This window comes from Neobacillus fumarioli NBRC 102428 (assembly GCF_001591485.1).
In the GTDB taxonomy this organism is placed as follows: Bacteria; Bacillota; Bacilli; order Bacillales; family Cytobacillaceae; genus Neobacillus; species Neobacillus fumarioli.
Genome location: NZ_BCUZ01000185.1, coordinates 1 through 3651, shown reverse-complemented (window position 1 = coordinate 3651; position 3651 = coordinate 1). Strand labels below are relative to the sequence as shown.

Below are 3651 nucleotides of genomic sequence, written 5' to 3'. Positions count from 1 at the left end.
CCAAATTGTAAGCCAGGCTACTGCCTGGCTTAACGTGGATCATCATTATTTAGTTCCAAACAAGCGGTCGCCCGCGTCACCAAGACCAGGTACGATATATCCATGGTCGTTCAACTTCTCATCCAAAGCAGCGATGTAAATATCGACATCCGGATGAGCTTTTTCCATAGCTTCTACGCCTTCAGGGGCGGCAATTAAACACATAAATTTAATATTTTTAGCGCCGCGCTTTTTCAAGGCCTCGATCGCTACGTTTGCGGAACCGCCCGTTGCCAGCATCGGATCGACAACAATAAAATCACGCTCCTCAATATCGCTTGGGAGTTTGACATAATATTCAACCGGTTTCAATGTTTCTGGGTCTCGGTACAACCCGATATGGCCGACTTTTGCAGCGGGAATTAATTTTAAAATGCCGTCCACCATACCGATTCCGGCACGCAAAATTGGCACAATGCCGATTTTTTTTCCGGAAAGCACCTTTGATTTTGCCGTACAGACAGGAGTTTCAATTTCTACATTTTCCAGCGGCATATCCCTTGTAATTTCAAACGCCATAAGGGTGGCCACTTCGTCCACCAACTCGCGGAAATCCTTTGTTCCGGTATTTTTATCACGTATGTAAGTAAGCTTATGCTGGATTAGAGGGTGGTCGAAAACATACACCTTTGCCACAATCATCGCCCCTTTTTAAAAAATGAATGATTACACACTTCGTTTCATTTTACAGAAAAACAAGGTACAGAGCAACTAAAGAACCTACATATCATAAAGTGGGATTTTTCAAAAAAATGTCTGCCTAATGGGTGTAACTCCATCCTTCAAAAAAATCGGCCCGCAAATAGTCGGGCCGATGCTGAGCTTGTCCTTATTATTTTTCAAATGGACTATTAGTATTCCGGATAAAGCGGAAACTTCTCAGTTAATGCATTCACACGTTCACGTGCTTCAGCCATTTTCGCTTCATCTTCATGATTTTTCAAGGTAAAGGAAATAATGGAAGCAATTTCATCCATTTCTTCTAACCCGAAACCGCGGGAAGTAACAGCAGCGGTTCCGATCCGGATGCCACTTGTAACGAATGGGCTTTCTTGGTCAAATGGAATTGTATTCTTATTAACGGTAATGCCGATTTCATCGAGAACATGCTCGGCTACCTTACCGGTTAAACCAAGACTTTTCACATCGACCAATAACAAGTGATTGTCCGTTCCGCCAGATACAAGTGTCAGACCTTCTTTTTGCAGGCCTTCTGCTAGCCGTTTAGCATTGGCGACAATTTGCCGTGCATAGTCTTTAAAACTGTCCTGCAGTGCTTCGCCGAAGGCAACAGCTTTTGCAGCAATTACGTGCATCAGCGGTCCGCCTTGAATTCCAGGGAAAATGGATTTATCAATCTTCTTGCCGAATTCTTCTTTGCAGAGAATCATCCCGCCGCGCGGTCCGCGTAATGTTTTGTGTGTGGTGGTCGTAACAAAATCTGCATATGGAACCGGGTTTTGGTGAAGCCCTGCAGCGACGAGCCCGGCGATGTGCGCCATATCCACCATGAGGTAGGCACCGACTTCATCAGCGATTTCACGGAACTTGGCAAAATCGATTTCTCTTGGATAGGCACTCGCACCAGCTACAATCAGTTTCGGCTTATGCTCGCGAGCTTTGGCCCGCACATCATCATAATCGATGCGGTGGGTTGTTTGATCAACACCGTATTCCACAAAGTTGTATTGAATGCCGCTGAAGTTAACCGGGCTGCCATGTGTTAAGTGGCCGCCATGGGATAAATTCATACCAAGCACGGTGTCGCCTTGTTCAAGGACAGTGAAGTAAACCGCCATATTGGCCTGTGCCCCTGAGTGCGGCTGAACATTGACATATTCTGCACCGAAAATTTGCTTAGCGCGCTCGCGTGCTAAATCTTCAACAACATCCACATATTCACAGCCGCCATAATAACGACGTCCCGGATAGCCTTCCGCATATTTATTCGTTAAAACAGACCCCTGTGCCTCCATGACCGCTTCACTAACAAAGTTCTCTGAAGCAATTAATTCAATTTTGGAACGCTGACGCCCCAATTCCTTTTGAATCGCCTGGAAAACCTGCTCGTCACTTTTAGACAAATGCTTCATGATGATCCCCCTTCGTATGTATTACAAACCAAGTGTTTGAAAATTCCTTCTTCATTGTAACACGTTTTTCTAGAAAAGAAAGACATAATATTGAACCTATTATAGCAACCTACTGTCCACCCCACGCGGACAAATGTCCACGGGTGGTGCCTGACACCATCGTTAGCTGCAGGTTGTGTTTCCCTCGTTTAGTTCGTAAATGGCGCGGGCGCCGCCAATGAGTTTGGGTCTGGTTTTGGCGAGGGTTACGTTGGCGCTGCCGACGGTTTGTTGTTTGATGCGAATTGGTACGGCAACGTGTTTCAAGTGCATGCCGATGAGTGTGTTGCCGATGTCGATTCCGGCATCAGCTTTCACAAATTCTACGACAACGGCATCCTTCATGTGTTGGTAGGCGTAGGCCGCCATCGCGCCGCCAGCGTTACGCACAGGAACTACTGAAACTTCCTCAAAGCTGTGCTTTACTGCAACAGCACGCTCGATGACAAGTGCTCTATTCAGGTGTTCACAACATTGAAATGCTAAGTGAACTCCGGTTTCACTACACAATTGATCCAGTCCTTGATAAATCATTTCAGCCACTTCAAACGTACCCGCTGTCCCGATGCGTTCACCTGCCACCTCGCTTGTACTGCAGCCTACTACTAAAATCTGCCCAGGCTTAAGTGACACCTGTTCCTTAAATTCAGTTAACACTGCTTCCCATTGTTTTTCCCATTCATGAATCATCAAGCCTCGACCTTTCTTGATTATTCGGGTTACTTAACTGCTTTTGTCGTTTTCCAAAGTCCCCTAATATAAAAACCGATCCTAGAGGTGCTTATTCTCGTAATCCGTAATTTTGCCGATTCGTTTGGCGTGGCGTCCTCCTTCAAACTCAGTGGTCAGCCAAATTTCAGCAATTTCTCGCGCCAGTCCAGGACCGATTACACGCTCACCCATCGCAAGGATGTTAGCATCATTATGAAGCCTTGTGTATTTAGCACTAAAAGTATCATGGCAAAGGGAACAGCGAATGCCTTTTACCTTATTGGCGCTAATACTCATCCCAATTCCTGTTCCGCAGATCAGAATGCCCCGATCAAACTCACCGCTAGCCACTTTTTCCGCCACAGGCAAAGCATAGTCCGGATAATCGACCGATGTTTCACAATCACAACCAAAATCTTCAAATTCAATCTTTAGTTCTTCCAATAATTTAGCAATTTCCTGGCGAATATGGACTCCGCCATGGTCAGATGCGATTGCCACTTTCATGTAAAAGCCCCCTATATTCAATCTGTTTTTAATTTTGACATACTGCGTGAAAAATATAAAGTAAAAAACGGAGTGAAAAATCTCCAAAGTTTAAGAAAAGCGCGGGGCGCCTTGGTCAGCCTGCCTGCTTCTCCGAATAATCCTCCTTGTAGACTAGACATGCGACGAGCTGAACATAAGCTTCTTCGAATAGGCTATAGCGCAGGAGCACATAACAAGGGGCTAGGCTGCTTGCGCTGGACAATTTTCGAAATCGATTTTT

Annotated in this window: 4 protein-coding genes; all 4 read right to left on the bottom strand. The window is 45.5% G+C overall.

Annotation, left to right across the window (positions count from 1 at the left end; genetic code table 11):
* Positions 1-45 precede the first annotated feature (45 nt).
* Entirely contained in the window at positions 46-675 is a 630-nt protein-coding gene (gene upp / locus BFU02S_RS15160) for a uracil phosphoribosyltransferase (RefSeq protein ID WP_066372445.1), read from the bottom strand.
* 215 nt (positions 676-890) lie between these two features.
* Complete coding sequence (gene glyA / locus BFU02S_RS15155; RefSeq protein WP_066372443.1) at positions 891-2132, bottom strand: serine hydroxymethyltransferase; 1242 nt, start codon at positions 2130-2132, stop codon at positions 891-893.
* A gap of 162 nt (positions 2133-2294) precedes the next feature.
* Positions 2295-2861, bottom strand: a complete 567-nt coding sequence (locus tag BFU02S_RS15150; protein ID WP_066372441.1) for a TIGR01440 family protein — start codon at positions 2859-2861, stop codon at positions 2295-2297.
* 81 nt (positions 2862-2942) lie between these two features.
* Positions 2943-3389 (bottom strand): ribose 5-phosphate isomerase B, encoded by a 447-nt coding sequence (gene rpiB, locus BFU02S_RS15145; RefSeq protein WP_066372439.1) that lies wholly within the window; start codon positions 3387-3389, stop codon positions 2943-2945.
* Between the last annotated feature and the right edge of the window lie 262 nt (positions 3390-3651).